The organism is Microbacterium sp. NPDC008134 (genome assembly GCF_042957055.1).
GTDB lineage: Bacteria > Actinomycetota > Actinomycetes > Actinomycetales > Microbacteriaceae > Microbacterium.
In genome coordinates this window covers 1,072,589-1,087,927 of sequence record NZ_JBIBHO010000001.1, presented here as the reverse complement: position 1 = coordinate 1,087,927, position 15,339 = coordinate 1,072,589, and the positions used below count along the sequence as shown (strand labels likewise).

Annotated in this window: 12 protein-coding genes; 6 read left to right on the top strand and 6 right to left on the bottom strand. The window is 69.1% G+C overall.

Features of this window, described 5'->3' with window-relative positions; translation table 11 throughout:
• Nucleotides 1-42: 42 nt before the first annotated feature.
• Both ACFY9N_RS05025 and ACFY9N_RS05020 read right to left on the bottom strand, forming a co-directional pair.
• Nucleotides 43-672 (bottom strand): MazG family protein, encoded by a 630-nt coding sequence (locus tag ACFY9N_RS05025; protein ID WP_391477210.1) that lies wholly within the window; start codon nt 670-672, stop codon nt 43-45.
• A gap of 38 nt (nt 673-710) precedes the next feature.
• On the bottom strand, nt 711-1,877 hold the full coding sequence (locus tag ACFY9N_RS05020; protein ID WP_391477209.1) for a Na+/H+ antiporter NhaA: 1,167 nt from the start codon (nt 1,875-1,877) through the stop codon (nt 711-713).
• A gap of 82 nt (nt 1,878-1,959) precedes the next feature.
• Here ACFY9N_RS05020 and ACFY9N_RS05015 point away from each other — a divergent pair, with 82 nt between their 5' ends.
• Together ACFY9N_RS05015 and gdhA are read left to right on the top strand one after the other, a co-directional pair.
• Nucleotides 1,960-4,656 carry a phosphoenolpyruvate carboxylase gene (locus ACFY9N_RS05015; RefSeq protein WP_391477208.1) on the top strand — a complete coding sequence of 899 codons (2,697 nt, stop codon included), beginning with the start codon at nt 1,960-1,962 and terminating at the stop codon, nt 4,654-4,656.
• 130 nt (nt 4,657-4,786) lie between these two features.
• Nucleotides 4,787-6,157, top strand: coding sequence for an NADP-specific glutamate dehydrogenase (gene gdhA / locus ACFY9N_RS05010; RefSeq protein ID WP_391477206.1), 1,371 nt, complete (start codon nt 4,787-4,789; stop codon nt 6,155-6,157).
• 63 nt (nt 6,158-6,220) lie between these two features.
• Here gdhA and ACFY9N_RS05005 read toward each other — a convergent pair whose 3' ends face one another.
• The 3 genes from ACFY9N_RS05005 to ACFY9N_RS04995 all read right to left on the bottom strand — a co-directional run bounded on the left by ACFY9N_RS05005 (nt 6,221) and on the right by ACFY9N_RS04995 (nt 8,635).
• Entirely contained in the window at nt 6,221-7,648 is a 1,428-nt protein-coding gene (locus ACFY9N_RS05005) for an APC family permease (protein ID WP_391477205.1), read from the bottom strand.
• A gap of 168 nt (nt 7,649-7,816) precedes the next feature.
• Nucleotides 7,817-8,434, bottom strand: coding sequence for a gamma carbonic anhydrase family protein (locus tag ACFY9N_RS05000; RefSeq protein ID WP_391477203.1), 618 nt, complete (start codon nt 8,432-8,434; stop codon nt 7,817-7,819).
• Nucleotides 8,435-8,473: 39 nt separating this feature from the next.
• Complete coding sequence (locus ACFY9N_RS04995) at nt 8,474-8,635, bottom strand: hypothetical protein (protein WP_391477202.1); 162 nt, start codon at nt 8,633-8,635, stop codon at nt 8,474-8,476.
• 78 nt (nt 8,636-8,713) lie between these two features.
• Here ACFY9N_RS04995 and ACFY9N_RS04990 point away from each other — a divergent pair, with 78 nt between their 5' ends.
• Nucleotides 8,714-9,595, top strand: coding sequence for an SDR family oxidoreductase (locus tag ACFY9N_RS04990; protein ID WP_391477201.1), 882 nt, complete (start codon nt 8,714-8,716; stop codon nt 9,593-9,595).
• A 24-nt stretch (nt 9,596-9,619) separates the two neighbouring features.
• The gene (locus ACFY9N_RS04985) at nt 9,620-10,021 is read left to right on the top strand and encodes a VOC family protein (RefSeq protein ID WP_391477199.1); all 402 of its coding nucleotides are present in this window, start codon (nt 9,620-9,622) and stop codon (nt 10,019-10,021) included.
• Between the two features lie 37 nt (nt 10,022-10,058).
• Here the strand turns inward: ACFY9N_RS04985 and mfd are convergent, their stop codons facing one another.
• Complete coding sequence (mfd, locus tag ACFY9N_RS04980; RefSeq protein ID WP_391477198.1) at nt 10,059-13,643, bottom strand: transcription-repair coupling factor; 3,585 nt, start codon at nt 13,641-13,643, stop codon at nt 10,059-10,061.
• A 57-nt stretch (nt 13,644-13,700) separates the two neighbouring features.
• On the opposite strand from mfd, the gene ACFY9N_RS04975 reads away from it, so the two are divergent.
• Together ACFY9N_RS04975 and ACFY9N_RS04970 are read left to right on the top strand one after the other, a co-directional pair.
• Nucleotides 13,701-14,264 (top strand): GNAT family N-acetyltransferase, encoded by a 564-nt coding sequence (locus tag ACFY9N_RS04975; protein WP_391477197.1) that lies wholly within the window; start codon nt 13,701-13,703, stop codon nt 14,262-14,264.
• A 49-nt stretch (nt 14,265-14,313) separates the two neighbouring features.
• Nucleotides 14,314-15,177 carry an Fpg/Nei family DNA glycosylase gene (locus ACFY9N_RS04970; RefSeq protein WP_391477196.1) on the top strand — a complete coding sequence of 288 codons (864 nt, stop codon included), beginning with the start codon at nt 14,314-14,316 and terminating at the stop codon, nt 15,175-15,177.
• The last annotated feature ends 162 nt before the right edge of the window (nt 15,178-15,339 follow it).

The following is a 15,339-nucleotide window of genomic DNA, read 5'->3' as shown; positions in this document are numbered from 1 at the left end:
TGGCTCAGCGACCCAGGGCGGCGGCGCAGCGGCCCAGGGGACTCAGGCTTCGGCGGCGCGCACGTCGTTCTCGAGAGAGCGGAGCCGTTCGCGCAGCGCCCTCTCGGCATCCCACCCTTCAGCGCGGGCGCGCCCCACGAGGGCGAGCAGAGCCTCACCGAGTTCCGCCTCGGTCGACGGCCCCTCGGCCACCGGCGTCTCGATCCCCGCCCCCGCCGCGCGGCCGGTGAGCTTCTGCGCGAGCGCCAGCGCCGGCATCCCCCGAGGAACCCCGTCGAGCACGCTCGTGCGCGTGCGTTTCTCGGCCGCTTTCGCGGCGTTCCAGTGCACGAGGACATCGTCGGGCGTGGTGGCGGTCTCTCCCGCGAAGACATGCGGATGCCGCCGCACCATCTTCTCGGTCAGAGTGTCGGCGACATCGTCGATGTCGAAGGGGTCGTCGGGGTCCTGCGCGGCGATCGCCGCGTGGAAGAGCACCTGCCACAGCAGATCTCCGAGCTCCTCGCGCAGGTCGTCGCGGCTGCCGCTCTCGACCGCGTCGATCACCTCGTGGGATTCCTCGATCAGGTAGGGCACGAGGTCGCGGTGGGTGATCTGCTGCGACCACACGCAGCGCTCCCGCACGGCGCGCATGGTGTCGGCCGCGGCGCGGAGGGAATCGTGCGGGGGCATGGGCTCTCCTTCGATCGACGGCGGTCCGGACGCGATGCTCAGGACGAAGCCGCTGCGATCCGACGATAGTGCCGCGCCCGCGCCGACACGACCACCCCCGAGAACAGGAGCGACAGCAGCGAACCGACCAGCACGCCGAGGATCGCCTGATCGCGGATGCCGGCGTCGGACGCGAACGCGAGGTTGGCGAGCAGCAGCGAGACGGTGAACCCGATGCCGCCGAGGGCACCGGCGGCGAGGATGTCCGGCAGCACGAGCGCGGGTTCCGTGCCGCGCGGGCGGATGCGCATCGCGAGCCAGCCGAATAGGCCGATCCCGATGAGCTTGCCGAGTGGAAGGGCGACCACGATCGCCCAGAACGCCGGGGAGAGCTGCGTCGGGGAGACGGCGGGGATCACCACGAACGCCGCGACGAACGCGAACAGCGGAAGGATCGCACCGTTGACCGTCGGCTCGAGCGCGTGACGCGCACGCTCGGCAGGGGTCGGGGCCATCACCAGGCCCAGCATCACCCCGGCGATCGTCGCGTGGATGCCGGAGACTGCGACCAGACCCCAGCAGAGGATGCCGACCAGCACCATCAGCACGGCGATACCCGTGTGTCCGGTGGCGCCGAGCCATCTGCTGAGAGCCCAGAAGACGGCGACCGCGACGATCGCCGCCGCGAGCAGCACCCACTGCACGTCGTGCGCGAACAGCACCGCGATGAAGACGATGCCGATGATGTCGTCGAGGATCGCGAGGGCGAGCAGGAACACCCGCACGGTCGACGGCAGGCCCCGGCCGAACATCGCGAGCACTCCGAGCGCGAACGCGATGTCGGTGGCCGTGGGGATCGGCCAGCCGGATGCCGTCGCCCCGTCGCCCGCGATCAGCAGGTAGATCGCGATCGGCACGAGCACGCCACCCGTCGCCGCGATGGCGGGCTGGACGACCTTGCGGAAGGAGTCGAGCTCCCCGTGCGTCAGCTCGTGCCGCAACTCGATCGCCACCACGAAGAAGAAGACGGCGAGAAGACCGTCCGACACCCAGTGCGCGAGCGAGAGGTCGAGGCCCGTGCCCGGGATCGCGAGATGGACGTCGAGCGCCGCCGCGATCGGGTCGTGCGTCGGGAGGTTCGCGAGCAGCAGGCCGAGGCCCGCTGCCACCAGAAGGAGGACGGCGGGGAACTGCTGGCCGCGGAGGGGGTTCGCCGAGATGCGCATCCCCACCAGGCTAGGCGGCGTCACGACGTCGCACGCCGTCATGCGTTCGGAGCACCCCCGCCGACCGGGATACGCTCGACGGGTGACCCCCGAACACGTCTTCACCGAGCCCACCAACACCGAAGCCATCCGCGTCATCGGGCGCTTCGAGGCCGGCCAGGGCATACCGGATGCGATGCGATCCGACGTCCGCATGCTCGGCGGGCTCCTCGGACAGGTGCTCCGCGAGGCCGGCGGCGACGACCTCTTCGACGACGTCGAGCGCCTGCGCCTCGCGACCATCCAGGCCTACGAGGACTCGACCTCGGATGCCTTCGAGCGAGCCTCGGCGATCGCCGAGTCGTTCACGATCGCCCGTGCCGACGAGGTCGCGCGCGCATTCACCTGTTACTTCCACCTCGTGAACCTCGCCGAGGAGCACCAGCGCGTGCGCGTGCTGCGCGAGCGCGCGGGCCAGCCCGGTCGCGAGGACGCCGCCGACACCGTCGCGACCGCCTATGCGCGTCTGCGCACCGAGGTCGGTGACGAGGAGGCCCGTCGTCGTCTGGCGGGCCTGCGTTTCCACCCCGTCTTCACGGCTCACCCGACCGAGGCGCGCCGCCGGGCCGTCTCGTCGAGCATCCGCCGCCTCTCCGATCTGCTGACGCAGCACGATGCCTCGAGCGCCGGTGGCGCCGAGCAGCACCGCGCCCGTCGTCGCATGCTCGAGGAGATCGACACCCTGTGGCGCACCGCACCGTTGCGCGCCCAGAAACCCTCCCCGACCGACGAGGTGCGCACGGTCATGGGCGTCTTCGACGAGACCCTGTTCACGACGGTGCCGCACGTCTACCGCCGCATCGACGATGCCCTCCGCGGCGAGGAGTCCGGGGCCAGCGCGCCGGTCGTCCCCGCGTTCGTGCGCATCGGATCGTGGGTCGGCGGCGATCGAGACGGAAACCCGTTCGTGACGGCATCCGTCACCCGCGAAGCGTCGCAGATCGCCTCGGACCACGTGCTCCGCGGCCTGGAGCGTGCGCTCGAGCGCATCGGCCGCACGCTCACGCTCGACGCCGAAACCACGCCGCCCAGTGCCGAGGTCGCCGCCCTTTGGAACGACTTCGCCGACGCCGATGCGGACGCCGCGGCGGCGCTGGCCACCCGCTCCCCCGACGAACCGCACCGGCGCGTGCTGCTGCTGCTCGCGCACCGTGTCGCAGCGACGCGTCAGGGCGATGGCGCGCAGCGCTACGGTTCGCCCGAGGAGCTGCTCGCCGACCTGCGCGCCGTGCAGGCCTCCCTGGTCGCCTCCGGCGCACGCCGCCACGCGTTCGGCGGGGTGCAGCACCTGATCTGGCAGGTGGAGACCTACGGCTTCCACCTCACGGAACTCGAGGTGCGCCAGCACTCGCAGGTGCACGCCAAGGCTCTCGCCGAGCTGGAAAGCGGCGAGCCGATCAGCGCGCAGACCGAGGAAGTTCTCGAGGTCTTCCGTGCGATCGCCGAGATCCAGCGCGACCGCGGCCTGCGCGCCGCCGGGCGCTACGTCGTCTCGTTCACCCAGGCGGCCTCCGACCTCGCGAACGTGCACCGTCTCGCCCGCCACGCGCTCGGCGACGATGCCCCGGTGCTCGACGTCGTGCCGCTGTTCGAGACCTTCGCCGACCTGCAGGCGGCACCCGGCATCCTCGCCGAGGCCGTGACCTTCCCCGAGTTCCGGGCACGCATGGCCGAGACCGGCAACCGCCTCGAAGTCATGCTCGGGTACTCCGACTCCTCGAAGGACGTCGGGCCGGTGGCCGCGAACCTCGCGCTTTACGAAGCACAGGAGAAGATCGCGCTCTGGGCGAAGGACGCCGGCATCGAACTGACGCTGTTCCACGGCCGCGGAGGCGCCCTCGGGCGCGGCGGCGGCCCCGCGAACTCGGCGATCCTCGCCCAGCCGCCGCACTCGGTCGATGGACGCTTCAAGCTCACCGAGCAGGGTGAGGTCATCTTCGCCCGCTACGGCGAGCCCGCCATCGCGATGAGGCACATCGACCAGGTCGCCGCGGCGACGCTGCTCGCCTCCTCCCCCTCGGTCGAGGAGCGCACGAGCGGTGCCGCCGCCCGCTACGCCGAGGTGGCGGCCGTGATGGACCGGTCCTCTCGTGACCGCTTCTTCTCGCTCGTCAAGGCCGAGGGCTTCGCCCCCTGGTTCGCGACGGTGACCCCCATGGAGGAGATCGGTCTGCTGGCCCTGGGCTCCCGCCCCGCGCGCCGCGGTCTCTCGGTGGAGTCGCTCGAAGACCTGCGCGCCATCCCGTGGGTGTTCGCGTGGACGCAGGCCCGCATCAATCTCGCCGGCTGGTTCGGCCTCGGCACCGCGCTCGAGGCCGTCGGCGACGAGGCCCTGCTCGCCGAGGCGTACCGCGAGTGGCCGCTGCTGCACACGATGATCGACAACGTCGCGATGAGCCTCGCCAAGACCGACGAGCGCATCGCTCGCGAGTACCTGGCCCTCGGCGACCGCGACGACCTCGCCGCCCTGGTTCTCGACGAGTTGGCTCTCACCCGTCAGTGGGTCATCCGCCTCACCGGCGGCGAGGGGCTCCTCGAGAACAAGCCCGTGCTGCAGCGCGCGGTGCAGCTGCGCAGCCCGTACGTCGACGCCCTCTCCCTCCTCCAGCTGCGCGCACTGCGAGCGCTGCGGTCGCCGGCGGATGCCGAGCCGACGGGTTCCGGTGCCGACGCCGAGCAGCAGCGACTGCTGCTGCTGTCGGTCAGCGGCGTCGCGGCGGGCCTGCAGAACACCGGGTGATCGCGGGCGTCGTGCTCGCGAGAGGCTCGACGGAGCGTGCGCGCTAGAGTGAAAACTCGCGCCCGATCCGGCGAAGCCTCACGCGACACGATCGCTGCACCACCCTCCCCACCCCAGAAAGTCTTTTCGCGTGACCGCACTCTCCCCTGCCGCCTTCCACCCGCTCGACGCCGCCGTGCAGCCCGTGTTCGACACGGTGCTCTCCCGCAGCCCGCACGAACCCGAGTTCCACCAGGCGGTGCACGAAGTGCTGCACTCGATCGCGCCGGTGCTCGCGGCGCACCCGGAGTATGTCGACGGCGGCATCCTCGAGCGCCTCGTCGAACCGGAGCGGCAGATCCTCTTCCGTGTTCCGTGGGTCGACGATGCGGGCAAGCTGCAGGTCAACCGCGGCTACCGCATCCAGTTCTCGTCGGTGCTCGGACCGTACAAGGGCGGACTCCGCTTCCACCCCTCGGTCAACCTCTCGATCATCAAGTTCCTCGGCTTCGAGCAGATCTTCAAGAACGCGCTGACCGGCCAGGGCATCGGTGGCGGCAAGGGCGGTGCGGACTTCAATCCGCACGGCCGCTCGGATGCCGAGATCATGCGTTTCTGCCAGTCGTTCATGAACGAGCTCTACCGCCACCTCGGCGAGCACACCGACGTCCCCGCGGGCGACATCGGCGTGGGTGGCCGCGAGATCGGCTACCTCTTCGGGCAGTACCGCAAGGTCACCAACCGCCACGAGTCGGGCATGTTCACCGGCAAGGGCACGGGCTGGGGTGGAGCCGAGGTGCGCACCGAGGCCACCGGTTACGGCGCCGTCTTCTTCGCACAGGAGATGCTCGCCGTGAAGGGCGACTCCTTCGAGGGCAAGCGCGTCGGCATCTCGGGTTCGGGCAACGTCGCGATCTACGCGATCCAGAAGGCCACGCAGCTCGGGGCCGTGCCGGTGACGGCATCCGATTCCTCCGGCTACGTCGTCGACGACGCCGGCATCGACGTCGAACTGCTGCGGCAGATCAAGGAGGTCGAGCGCGCACGCATCGTCGAGTACGCGAACCGTCGCCCGAGCGCTCGCTTCGTCGAAGGCGGCAGCGTCTGGGAGGTGCCCGTCGACATCGCCGTGCCCTCGGCGACGCAGAACGAGGTCTCCCTCGCCGACGCGCAGGCGCTCATCGCGAACGGCGTGCGCGCGGTCTCCGAGGGCGCCAACATGCCGTGCATTCCCGAAGCCGTCGAGGCGTTCCAGAAGGCGGGCGTGCTCTTCGCCCCCGGCAAGGCGGCCAACGCCGGCGGTGTCGCGACCTCTGCTCTCGAGATGAGCCAGAACGCCTCGCGTCAGCGGTGGACCTTCGGCGACAGCGAGAACAAGCTGCGCGAGATCATGGCCGACATCCACACGGCATCCTTCGACGCCGCCGAGCGCTACGGCGTGGCGGGCGATTACGTGGCCGGCGCCAACATCGCCGGTTTCGAGCGAGTCGCTGCGGCGATGCTCGCGCAGGGCGTCATCTGACCTCTGTCGAAGGGCCGTCCCCCGTGATCCTCGGGAGACGGCCTTTCGTGCGTCCGGGGGCGCTCAGCCCTCGTCGACGGGGACCTTCACGACCTTGTTGAAACCGGTCACCGCCTGGTTCTCGTCGAAAGCCGCGACCTTCTTGCGGAAGCCCCGAGTGATCACGAGCAGGTAGACGAAGCCGATCGCGGTCCAGGTGAGACCGCCGATGAGCGCGTCCTGATGGAGATTCGCCCAGAGGAGCCCCGTGAGCAGCATGCCGATGCCGGGCATGACGATGAAGTTGAAGATGTCGGCCGGCGTCTTGCGGCGCCCCTTGCGGATCGCGAACCAGGCGATCACCGAGACGTTCACGAAGGTGAAGGCGATCAGCGCCCCGTAGTTGATCCACGCCGCGATGAGCTCGAGCGTGAACGGGATCGCGAGCAACGAGATCGCCCCGACCAGCACGATGTTGAACGTCGGCGTGTGGGTGCGCGGATTGATGTAGCCGAAGGCCTTCTGAGGCAGAACGTTGTTACGCCCCATCACGAGCAGCATGCGCGAGACCGAGGCGTGGGATGCGAGACCCGAGGCGAGTGTGGCGCAGAACCCGGCCGCGGTCAGCACCGCCATGAGGACGTTGCCGCCGACGAGGTCGCCGATGATCGGGAGCGTCGAGTCTTCGACGAACTGCATGTCGCCGCCGGGGGCGAACTCGTTCCAGTCCGGGAACCGCAGCTGCGACGCGTAGGAGGAGACGAGGAAGATGCCGCCACCGATGAGGACGGTGAGCAGGATCGCCTTCGGCATGACCTTCGGGTCCTTCGCCTCCTCGGCGTACATGGTCACGGCGTCGAATCCGATGAACGAGAAGCAGACGATGGTCGCGCCGGTGAGTACCGCGGTGAAGGTGACGTCGTCGTGCAGGAGCGCTCCGACCGAGAGGATGGTCGCCGCGCCGTCGCCGCGCAGCAGCTGCGCGACCACGAGGACGACGAACACGATCATGACGATGATCGAGAAGACCAGCAGGACGACGTTCAGGTTCGACGTGCCGCGCATGGTCATGTAGATGATGCTCGTGACGAGGATGCAGTAGAGCACGACCCAGATCCAGGCCGGCACCTCGGGGAACATCGCCTCGAGATAGCTCTTGATGATGAGGCAGTTGACCATCGGCAGCAGCACGTAGTCGATCAACGACGTCCACCCGACCATGAAGCCGAGATTCGGGTGGATCGATTCGCGCACGTAGGTGTAGGCGGAACCGGCGCTCGGGATAGCACCGGCGATCTTGCCGTAGCTGATGGCCGTGAACACCATCACGACCAGCGCGACGAGGTAGGCGGCGGGGACGACGTTGTTCGTGTCGCGCGCAACCATGCCGAAGGTGTCGAACACCACGGTGGGCGTCATGTATCCGAGCCCCAGACCGACGATGGCCCACAGGCCGAGATTCCGTCTGAGCGTTCCGCCGCCCTGGGCGAGCGGCTTCGTCTTCAGTGCCATGGGTACTCCTCGGTGGAACAGCGCCAGGGCCGGACTCGGGTCGTCCGACGTGTGAGGATCAGTATGGAGCACTGGTATTCCTCAGCGCGACCCCCAATTCGATTCGAAATGCGTATTTAACATGAAGAAAATACGCGCGATTCGAAGCATCTCGCGGCGACCGCCGTGTCAGGTCGGAGTGCCCTCATCATCGAGCGGGCGGTCGTCGACGTGCCGCGCGAGGGACGAGCCGTACCGCTCGGTGAGCTGCACCATCAGATCCGGAGTGTCCCGATCAACGCCGAACACATGCCCGGGGAAGTCGAGGTCGGGCTGCGCCGCCGCGATCTCGGCATCCCGGTCGGGCGAGAACAACTGAAGCGGGTTCCCCACCGCCACCCAGCCGATCGGCACCACCGTGCCCTCGGGGACGCGAGCGCGCCGCTGCACGATCGCATTGACACGCACCTCGCTACGCGCCCCGATGATCGCACCGTTGAAAACCCGCGCCCCGGAGGCCAGGAACACCTCCTCGCCCACCGTGGCACCGGCGATGCTCGCGAGCGTTCCGACGAGGGTGTGGTCGCCGATGTGCACGGCATTCGCGGCGGTCGCCCGGATGAGCGCGTTCTCCATCACGATCACGTGCGCACCGAGCGTGATCGGTCCGCCCTCGGCCGTGATCACGGCGCCGTGCAATACCTGGCAGCCGGGTCCGATCTCGACGTCGCCGGAGACGACGGCGGTGGGAGCAATGACGGCGGCGTCATGGATCCGGGGCCGAGCCCCGAGGTGCTCGTACAACATGCACACAGCGTAGTGGTGCCGGAGCGCGTGGCGGGAGGGTCAGTCCTTGGTCGCGGCGGTGCGCCGGAGCATGCCGATGACGAGCGTCGCGAGGAACAGAACGATTCCGAGGACGGCGAGCCAGACGAGGCCCTTGACCACGAAGCCGAACACGGCGAGGCCGGCCCACACGACGAGCAGGATGATCAGAAGAGTCCACATGCCCCCAGCATCCGCCGGGCGACGAAGGCGCCACACCCCGTTGACGCGATCGCACCCCTCGGCTAGAAAGGTCAGCGCATGCATACCCAGGATCTCCCCCTCAGCGGCAAGGCCGCTCTCGTCACGGGTGTCTCCCGCCGCCGCGGGATCGGTTTCGCCACCGCGAACACCCTCGCCGTGCTCGGCGCGAGCGTTTTCCTCCACCACTATCGGCCGCACGATGTCGACCATCCATGGGGAGCCGACGACATCGACGCGGTCTGCACCGGCATCGCGGATGCTCTGACTCCGGGTGCGGTGATGGGCGATAATCACGCAGACCTGCGAGACCCAGCGACGATCGAGCCCCTGCTGGACGCGGCATCCGCGCTCACCGGCCGCCTGGACATCCTCGTGTGCAATCAGGCGATGAGCGGGCGCGACGGCAGCATCTTCGACATGACCGCGGATGTACTCGACGCGCACTGGCAGGCGAATGCGCGAGCCTCGTTGCTGCTCACCGCCGGTCTCGCCCGACGCCGTCGCACCGAACTCGGCGTCGATGGCTCCGCCGCTGCCCGCCCCGGCGACCGTGTCGTGCAGGCCGGCGCGTTCGAGAAGCCGACGGGGCACGTGATCTGGATGACGTCGGGACAGGGGCACGGGGCGATGCGGGGAGAGATGTCCTACGCCACGAGCAAAGCAGCTCTTGCCGGGATCACGCGCACCACGGCGGCCGAGCTGCTCGATGTCGGGATCGTTCTGAACACCGTGAATCCCGGTCCGGTGAACACGGGATACCTCGATGAGGACACCACTGATCGCGATCTGTCCGGAGTCGCCGACTGGATCTCCGGCACTCCGTTCGGACGTGTCGGGCGACCGGACGACCCCGCCTCGCTGATCGGCTGGCTCTGCACCGACGCCGGTTCGTGGGTGGTCGGCCAGGTGCTCACGTCCGACGGAGGGTTCTCGCTGTAGCCGTGTGGCACGCGGCGATGGCCGTTGATCGACGCAGAGCGGGGATCTACGCTTTCGTGCATGGCGGTGAAGTCACTCTTCCCCATCCTCCGCACGCGCGACCTCGAACGGTTGCGACGGTTCTATACGGATGCCTTCGGCGCGCGGGTCTCGTACCGGTATGAGCAGGACGGTATCGAGGTCTATGTCGCGTTCGAGATCGGGGGCGGCTCTCTCGCACTCGGTTGGGATCCGGAGGTCGACCGCGGCGAGAGCATCGCGCTGTGGTTGTACGTCGATGACATCGATGCGGCCTACCGCCGTGCGGTCACCGCCGGCGCGGATTCGGTGGACGCTCCCGCCGCCATGCCCTGGGGCGAGATGGTCGCTCAGGTGAGGGATCCTGACGGCAACGCGCTCTACCTCGGCGTGCCGTCCCCGGGTTAGATCGCCCGCTCTCCTCCTCGGGTTCAGCTCTTCGGGCTCAACCCGCGGTCTCGGCCTTCACGGGCTCCGGGAAGATCGCGGTGAACAGCTGCCCGACCCATTCGAGCAGCTCGGCGTCCGGCAGGGGTTCGAGACCGACACCGACCGTGGCCGGCACCGTCGGCATCGGCACGACCAGAGCTTCGCCGCCGGAGACGAGCTTCGCCTTCGGGTAGAGACGCTGCAGGCGCACCTTGATCGAGTCCTCCAGGCGGGCAGGAGCGATGCGCAGGTTGGATCCCATCACGACGACGTCGGCCAGCCCGGCACGAGCCGCGCGACGGCGCAGACGAGCGATCGCGATGAGCCCCTCGACCTCGGTCGGGGGCGTGCCGTACCGGTCGGTGAGCTCGTCGATCACCAGATCGATCGCGTCATCCTTCGCCGTCGCGATCGAGGCCGCAGAGAGCTTCTGATAGGCCTCGAGCCGCAGGCGCTCGCTGTCGATGTAGTACTCGGGGATGCGCGCATCGAGCGGCAGCTCGAGCCGCAGCTCCTGTCCGGACTCGACCTCCTCGCCGCGGAACGTCGACACCGCCTCGCCGATCATGCGGAGGTACAGGTCGAAGCCGACACCGGCGATGTGACCGGCCTGCTCGCCGCCGAGCAGGTTGCCCGCACCGCGCAGCTCGAGGTCCTTGAGCGCCACCTGCATTCCCGAGCCGAGGTCGTTGTTCACGGCGATCGTCTGCAGTCGGTCGGCGGCGGTCTCGCTGAGCGGTTTCAGGTCGTCGTAGAGGAAGTACGCGTAGGCGCGTTCGCGCCCGCGCCCCACACGACCGCGGAGCTGGTGCAACTGGCTCAGACCATACTTGTCGGCACGGTCGATGATGATCGTGTTCGCGTTCGAGATGTCGAGACCGGTCTCGATGATCGTCGTCGAGACGAGCACGTCGAACTTGCGCTCCCAGAAGTCGTCGACGACCTGTTCGAGCGCGTGCTCCCCCATCTGCCCGTGAGCGACGGCGATGCGCGCCTCGGGCACCAGCTCGGCGAGCTGCGCGGCGACGCGCTGGATCGACTGCACCCGGTTGTGCACGAAGAACACCTGACCCTCGCGCAGGATCTCGCGGCGGATCGCGGCCGCGATCTGCTTGTCGCTGCGCGGACCGACGAACGACAGGATCGGATGCCGGTCCTCCGGCGGCGTCGCCAGCGTCGACATCTCGCGTATGCCGGTGACCGCCATCTCGAGCGTGCGCGGGATCGGTGTGGCGCTCATGGCGAGGATGTCGACGTTCGTCTTCATCTTCTTGAGGGCGTCCTTGTGCTCGACGCCGAACCGCTGCTCCTCGTCGATGATCATCAGGCCGAGGTCCTTGAACATCACCTGATCGGTGAGGATGCGGTGCGTGCCGATGACCATGTCGACCGTGCCGTCGAGCAGGCCCTGCAGCGTGAGGCGGGCCTCCTTGTCGGTCTGGAAACGCGACAGCGGACGCACTTTCACCGGGAAGCCGGCGAAGCGCTCGGTGAACGTCTCGAGGTGCTGCTTCACCAGCAGCGTCGTCGGTACGAGCATCGCGACCTGCTTGCCGTCCTGAATGGCCTTGAACGCGGCGCGCACCGCGACCTCGGTCTTGCCGAAGCCGACATCGCCCGAGAGCAGACGGTCCATCGGGATCGGCCGCTCCATATCGGCCTTGATCTCGTCGATCGTCTGCAGCTGATCGGCCGTCTCGGCGAAGGGGAAGGCCTCTTCGAGCTCGCGCTGCCAGGGGGTGTCGGGACCGAAGGCGTGTCCCTTGGCGCTCATCCGCGCCGAGTAGAGCTTGACGAGCTCGACGGCGATGTCGCGCACGGCCTTGCGAGCCTTGCCCTTGGCCTGCGACCAGTCGCTGCCGCCCATCTTCGACAGCGTCGGCCCTTCGCCGCCGACGTACTTCGAGAGCAGGTCGAGCTGGTCGGTGGGCACGTAGAGCTTGTCGCCAGGGTAGCCCCGCTTCGACGGGGCGTACTCGAGCACCAGATAGTCGCGGGTCGACTTCGTGGCGTTGCGCCCGCCGGTCGACACCTCGCGCTGGGTCATCTCGACGAAGCGACCGATGCCGTGCGTGTTGTGCACCACGAAGTCGCCGGGCTTGAGCTGCAGCGGGTCGACGACGTTCTTGCGGCGGGACGCGAGCTTCTTGACGACGCGCTGGTCGCCGCCGATCGTGCGGCCGTAGAACTCGTTGTCGGTGAGGACGGCGAGCTTCGCCTCGGGCACCTGGAAGCCTGCTTCGACGGCGCCGGTGAGCAGGGTCGCGACGCCGTGCTCCGGCGCCTCGTTCAGTTCGGGGAGGATGCGTGCGGCGATGCCGCGATCCGCCAGGACGTCGCGCGCGCGGTCGACGAGTCCCGAGCCGGTGGCGATGACCACGACACGCCACCCCTCGGAGATGCGCCCGTCGACGAACGAGATCGCGCCGTCGACGTTGCCGTGGAAGGATGGGATCACGCTGGCATCGAGGTTGGCCGCCTCGGCGTCGTCCTCACCGAGGCCGGCGCCGAAGGGGCTGAGCCGCCACCACACGCCGCCGCGGTCGCGTACGACCTCGCGCAGCTGCGCGATCGTGAGGAAGTCGCCCGCGCCGAGGTCGATCGGCGCGGAGGCTCCCGAGGTCGCGGCGCTCCACGCCGCGTCGAGGAACTCGCGGTTGGTCTCGCCGAGGGTGATCGCCCGGGCGCTCGAGCGCTCGGGGTCGACCACGGCGGTGGCCGCGCCCGCGGGGAGGTACTCGGCGAGCGACGAGAGCGGTCCCGCGACCGCGGGCAGGAGCGACTCCATGCCCTCGACCGGGATGCCCTCGGCCATCTTCTCGAGCATGCCCGCGATCGCCGGGAAGCCGCCGATCAGCGCACGGGCGCGGTCACGGACGTCGTCGGTGAGCAGCAACTCGCGACTGGGCGGCAGGTCGACGGTGCCGACCTCTCCGGGGAGCGAGCGCTGGTCGGCGACCGAGAACGCACGGATCTGATCGATCTCGTCGCCGAAGAACTCGACACGGTAGGGGTGCTCGGAGATCGCGGGGAAGACATCGAGGATGCCGCCGCGCACCGCGAACTCACCGCGCCGCGACACCATGTCGACGCGCGAGTAGGCCCGTTCGACGAGCCGGGCGGCAACGGTCTCGAGTTCGAGGCCGCGGCTGCCCACCGCGAGCTCGAGGGTTTCGATATCGCCGAGGTTGCCCGCGATCGGCTGGAGCGCCGCGCGCACCGAGGCCACGACGACGAGCGGATGCTCGCCCGACCACTCGCGGATGCGGCGCAGGGTCGCGAGGCGCAGCCCCACCGTGTCGGGGCTGGGGCTGAGGCGCTCGTGCGGCAGGGTCTCCCACGCCGGGAAGGTGAGCACCTCGGCGTCGGGGATGTATGACCCGAGCGCCTGCGCCAGGCTCTCGGCACGGCGGCCCGTGGGTACGACGGCGAGCAATGCCGGCGGATGCCCCGCGGCGGCGCGCTTGGCGAGGAGTCCCGCGAGGGCCGGAGCATCCAGCCCGTCGACGAGCCCGAGGTCGGCATCGGTCTGAGCCCAGCCGAGCGCTTCACGGTACAGAGACGCCTCTTCCAAGGCGCGCAGAATCCCTGGAACAGTCACCGCACAAGACTAGCCGCCGCCTCCGACATCGGCTCCGGCAGGCGATACCGTAGCCCGATGGAACCTGTACGACTGCAGACCGAGCGCCTGGTGCTGGCGGCGCCGAAGATCGCCGACATCGACGCGATCACGGCGGCGTGCCAGGACCCGGAGATCCCCCGCTGGACGACCGTGCCCTCCCCCTACACCCGCGAGAGCGCCCGCGAGTTCGTCGAGATCACCGCGCAGCGCTGGGCCGACGAGTCGCACGCCACCTGGTCGATGTACGCCGACGGCGAGGTCGTCGGATCGATCGGTCTGCACCACATCGTCGATCACGAGAGCGGCGCGCAAGCTGAACTCGGGTATTGGGTCGCCGCCTCCGCCCGCGGCAAGGGATACGTGGTCGAGGCGGCGATGGCCGTGATCGACTGGGCGTTCGACGAGCGCGGCCTGGTGCGTCTGGACTGGCGTGCGAAGGTCGGCAACGAGCCGTCGGCGCGCGCGGCACGGGCGCTCGGCTTCCGCTACGAAGGCATGCAGCGCCAGTTCCTCACGGGTCCGCGCGGGCGTGACGACGGCTGGGTCGGCGGGCTTCTCGTCTCGGACGACCGCTCCCCCGTGGAGTGGCCGATCCTCTGAGTCCCGCCGGAGGGGTGACGATGTCGGATGCCGGTGGCAGGATGTTCGCATGCCCGAGATGCCGGAGGTGCAGGGGCTCGTCGACTTCCTCGGCGAGCGCGTCGTGGGGCGCTCGATCACGCGCACGAACGTCGCGTCGATCGCCGCGCTGAAGACCTACGACCCGCCCAACACCGCGCTGCACGGCGCCGTGATCAGCAGTGCCTCGCGACGCGGCAAGTTCATCGTGCTCTCCTGCGGCGACGACCTGCATCTCGTCTTCCACCTCGCGAAGGCGGGCTGGCTGCGGTGGTATGAGAGTCTGCCCACCACGATCATCAAGCCGGGCAAGACCCCCATCGCTCTCCGCGTCGCCCTCGACGACGGGAGCGGGTTCGACCTCACAGAGGCGGGCACGAAGAAGTCCCTCGCCGTGTACGTCGTGCGCGATCCCGCAGAGGTGCCCGGCATTGCCCGACTCGGGCCGGATCCCCTCGACGAGACCTTCACTCGCGACGTGTTCGCTGGGCTCCTCGACGGCAAGCGCACGCAGATCAAGGGCCTCCTGCGCGATCAGGCGGTGATCGCCGGGATCGGCAACGCCTACTCCGACGAGATCCTGCACGCCGCGCGCATGTCGCCCTACGCGATCGCCGCGACGCTCGACGACGCCGCGATCGACGCGCTCTTCGCCGCGATGCAGTCGACGCTGCGCGAGGCCCTTGCCGAAGCATCCGGTAAGCCCCCGGCCGACCTGAAAGACGCGAAGCGCCGTGGGATGCAGGTCCACGCCCGCCGGGGTGAGGCATGCCCGGTCTGCGGCGACACCGTGCGCAGCGTGTTCTTCGCCGATCGCTCACTGGAGTACTGCCCCACCTGCCAGACCGGCGGCAAAGCGCTCGCCGACCGGCGCCTCTCCCGCCTCCTGAAGTGAGCGGAGACGTCGCCGGATGACGGGGAATGAAATCCGCGCAGGCGTGTTGAGTACACTCAGAACATCAACGTGCTCCGGGGTCGGTGGGAATCCGAACCGGCGGTGACAGTCCGCGAGCGTCTCGGTTTCGACCGGGGTGCCGATCCGGTGGAAATCCGGGAC

What these genes read in the sequence shown, in the direction of transcription:
- ACFY9N_RS05025 (WP_391477210.1), bottom strand. Translation starts at nt 672, where the DNA reads ATGCCCCCGCACGATTCCCTCCGCGCCGCGGCCGACACCATGCGCGCC.
- ACFY9N_RS05020 (WP_391477209.1), bottom strand. Translation starts at nt 1,877, where the DNA reads ATGCGCATCTCGGCGAACCCCCTCCGCGGCCAGCAGTTCCCCGCCGTC.
- ACFY9N_RS05005 (WP_391477205.1), bottom strand. Translation starts at nt 7,648, where the DNA reads ATGGCACTGAAGACGAAGCCGCTCGCCCAGGGCGGCGGAACGCTCAGA.
- ACFY9N_RS05000 (WP_391477203.1), bottom strand. Translation starts at nt 8,434, where the DNA reads ATGTTGTACGAGCACCTCGGGGCTCGGCCCCGGATCCATGACGCCGCC.
- ACFY9N_RS04995 (WP_391477202.1), bottom strand. Translation starts at nt 8,635, where the DNA reads ATGTGGACTCTTCTGATCATCCTGCTCGTCGTGTGGGCCGGCCTCGCC.
- ACFY9N_RS04990 (WP_391477201.1), top strand. Translation starts at nt 8,714, where the DNA reads ATGCATACCCAGGATCTCCCCCTCAGCGGCAAGGCCGCTCTCGTCACG.
- ACFY9N_RS04975 (WP_391477197.1), top strand. Translation starts at nt 13,701, where the DNA reads ATGGAACCTGTACGACTGCAGACCGAGCGCCTGGTGCTGGCGGCGCCG.
- ACFY9N_RS04970 (WP_391477196.1), top strand. Translation starts at nt 14,314, where the DNA reads ATGCCCGAGATGCCGGAGGTGCAGGGGCTCGTCGACTTCCTCGGCGAG.